This is a genomic window from Bacillus sp. LR_5, from assembly GCF_042709275.1.
In genome coordinates this window covers 1-3,294 of the sequence record NZ_JAVAXX010000462.1, presented here as the reverse complement: position 1 = coordinate 3,294, position 3,294 = coordinate 1, and the positions used below count along the sequence as shown (strand labels likewise).

The following is a 3,294-nucleotide window of genomic DNA, read 5'->3' as shown; positions in this document are numbered from 1 at the left end:
CGGTAAAACAGAGGCTTTCTGGCCAAATTTCTTGTTAAAGGAATGGATGGTTGGAGCTGTCTTTCTCATCGGTTTTCTCGTTTTGACGATTGTGCATCAGCCGCCTTTGGAGCGGATGGCGGACCCGACTGATACTGGTTATATTCCGCTGCCGGATTGGTATTTTCTTTTCTTATACCAGCTGTTGAAGTATGAATACGCCGCCGGAAGCTTTACAGTGGTCGGCGCCATGATTATGCCAGGTCTCGCTTTTGGGGCCCTGCTTTTGGCTCCATTCCTAGACAGAGGGACAGAAAGAAGGCCGTGGAAGCGTCCGGTCGCTGTCGGTATGATGCTTCTGGCCATTTCCGCTGCTGTATTTTTGACGTGGCAGTCAGTTGCTACTCATGACTGGGCCAAGGCAGAAGAACAGGGGAAAATCACAAAAGAAGCCGACATTGACACCAATGCAGAAGGATATAAGGTCTTTAAGGAACAGGGCTGTATTTCTTGCCATGGGGATAACCTTCAGGGAGGAGCGGCCGGGCCTTCATTGGTTGACAGCGGGCTGAAACCGGATGAAATCAAAAAAATCGCTGTAGAAGGGAAAGGCAAAATGCCGGCGGGTGTGTTCAAAGGAAATGATAAGCAGCTCGAAGAACTTGCAAAATTTATTTCTGAAACAACCGCAAAATAACGTATTGTGAATTGTCAAATGGAAGGATATACTTTTAATATCAAAAGCTGACCCGGCGTCAGCTTTTTTATATGGACATATTATTTTTACAGACTGAGAGTTGATTCGATGTGAAATGGTTTCAATATGTATTAGGGCAGCGGCCGATGCTTATTCTTGTCTTAGCCATTAATTTTCTGGGAACGGTTTACGGCTACTATTGGTACTTGCCGCAGCTTTTGGAGACACCGGCCCGTTTCCTGATTTTTGTTCCGGACAGTCCGACAGCAACGTTTTTCTTTCTGTTTGTGCTGCTTGCCTTTCTCATGAAACGGAATGCTCCGCTTTTAGAGGCGCTTGCGCTAGTTACCCTCGTAAAGTATGGCCTATGGGCGGTGGCTATGAATTTTCTTGTGCTTGCAGTAACTGGTGACTTGCCGTGGGAGGGCTACATGCTAATTGCTTCGCATTTTGCAATGGCAGTTCAAGGCGTATTATACAGTCCGTATTTTCGTTTTTCATTTTGGCATCTTGCAATTGCTGCAGTCTGGACACTGCATAACGATGTCATTGACTACTTGTTTGATATGATGCCGCAATACTCTATGCTTTCTGATTATATGACTGAAATAGGATACGGAACATTTTGGCTAAGCATCTTTTCAATCGCGCTTGCTTACTTTCTTGTGGTCTCAAAAAAACAAACGAAGCTTGAGCTGATGTAAAGACAATGTTGGTCTATCCTTGTCCCTTTCTTCATATTCTGTAAGGAGAGAGAGTGGGAGGGACCTGCATGAAACGAAAGCTGACGATCTGTTTGTTGATTGCACTTATTTTTTATAATGGAAATGCCAAGGCTGCAGAGCGGGGAAGCCTCGAGGAATTGAATGATTTATCCGATACAGTCTTTCAAATGACCCGACAGGCGAAATATGAAGAGGCGCTTCAAGTCTTGGAGTATTTTGAAAAAACATTAAAATCCGCTGAGAAAAAACAGCAAGACCCCATGCTAACGGGAGCCCAAATTCGTCAAATCACATTGGGCTATAATGATATGGTTCGGAGTTTAAAGCAAGCTGATACATCAGACACACAAAAACTCAGAGCAGCCGCGCAGTTCAGAATGCTGATGGATGCGGTTGACAATCGGTCTGACCCGCTTTGGGGCTCACTGGAAAAACCGATTATGGAAGCTTTTACTGAGCTGAAGCGAGATGTCCAGAAGAATGGAAGCACAAGCTTTCATGAAAAATGGAATGAATTTATCAGTTTATATGACTTGATTTACCCCAGTCTTACAATCGATGTATCAGAGGATCAGCTTGAAACAGTCGGAAAACATATAGATGTTATTGAGCAAGAGGAATTTCAGCAAATGACAGAGAGCACGAAGCTTGAACGGCTTTCCCTTCTTCAGCATGACCTGAAAAATGTGTTTGACAGGGTGGAGGAGGATGATGCCGATCCGTCTTTACTCTGGGTGATGATTACAACCGGCAGTATCATCATTACTGCTCTTACCTATGTCGGTTACAGAAAGTACAAGGCGGAAAAAAACAAGCTGAAAAAAAGGGACTACCCTAAATAAGGGTGAGGGGCGGCGGTCAGCCGCCTTTTTTCTATTACATGTCAGCGCGGAAGCGGATTTTTATTTTCATCAAGCGTAAATCCTTCTCCGAGCACATCGTGAACATCGCTTACCGCTACAAAGGCATGGGGATCAATGGAGTTAATCACGCTTTTCAGCATCACCAATTCATTTTTCGGCACCACACAATAAAGTACATCTATATTCTCTTTTGTGTAGGAACCTTGTCCTTTCAAAATGGTGACGCCCCGTTCCATTTCTTCAAGAATCTTTTTCTGAATCAGGTCGTTTTTCGAAGAGATGATCGTAGCGCCTTTAGCAGCGTATCCGCCTTCCTGAATAAAATCGATTAATCTTGCCGCTACAAATACAGCTACCAGCGTATACATCGCTTCTTTATAGGAGAGATAAGTAAGCAAAGACAAAATGATGACGCAGGCATCGAAAGCAAACATCGTTCTGCCCATCGGAATCCCAAAATACTTATTCACTAAACGTGCGATGATATCAACACCGCCTGTCGTACCGCCGAACTTAAAAATAATACCCAGTCCGGCTCCGATGAATACGCCGGCAAATAAAGCGGCGAGCGCTAAGTCGTGCTGAAGGGGCATATGGATTTCATATCGCTGAAAGATGCTGAGGAACAAAGACAAGGCTACAGTGCCGACAAGGGTATAAACAAACATTGTCCTGCCGAGCAAACGCCAGCCAATAAAAAAAATCGGAATGTTCAACACCAGGTTCGATATAGAGGGGCTGATGTGGAAAAGGGCATAAAGCAAAAGTGTAATACCTGTAAAACCGCCCTCAGCCAGATTGTTCTGCATATTGAAATGAACCAAGCCAAATGAAAAAATTGCCGCTCCGATTAAAATAAAAAATATGTTTTTTAATCTAATTTCTCCAAGCATCACATAAAACCCCTTTTCCTTCCATTAGATAGCGTTTATATTATAGTGGATGAAAAAGAAAACAGCAAACGTGCTTAAACATTTGTCAAACGTATCTGAATTAGCTAACATGTAAGAGGATGATAGGAGGTTTCGTT

General features: G+C 43.6%; 4 protein-coding genes. 3 read left to right on the top strand and 1 reads right to left on the bottom strand.

All coding sequences use genetic code 11. The features are described from left to right. The 3 genes from RAC86_RS37055 to ypjB all read left to right on the top strand — a co-directional run. On the top strand, positions 1-676 hold a 676-nt coding region (locus RAC86_RS37055; RefSeq protein ID WP_377886801.1), incomplete at its 5' end, for a menaquinol-cytochrome c reductase cytochrome b/c subunit. A gap of 110 nt (positions 677-786) precedes the next feature. Then, the gene (lhaT, locus tag RAC86_RS37050) at positions 787-1,380 is read left to right on the top strand and encodes a lipoprotein heptaprenylglyceryl N-acetyltransferase LhaT (RefSeq protein ID WP_004398789.1); all 594 of its coding nucleotides are present in this window, start codon (positions 787-789) and stop codon (positions 1,378-1,380) included. A gap of 68 nt (positions 1,381-1,448) precedes the next feature. Further along, on the top strand, positions 1,449-2,243 hold the full coding sequence (ypjB, locus tag RAC86_RS37045; protein ID WP_015251822.1) for a sporulation protein YpjB: 795 nt from the start codon (positions 1,449-1,451) through the stop codon (positions 2,241-2,243). A 41-nt stretch (positions 2,244-2,284) separates the two neighbouring features. On the opposite strand, the gene RAC86_RS37040 is transcribed toward ypjB, so the two are convergent. Next, entirely contained in the window at positions 2,285-3,157 is an 873-nt protein-coding gene (locus tag RAC86_RS37040) for a YitT family protein (protein ID WP_377886800.1), read from the bottom strand. Positions 3,158-3,294: the final 137 nt, after the last annotated feature.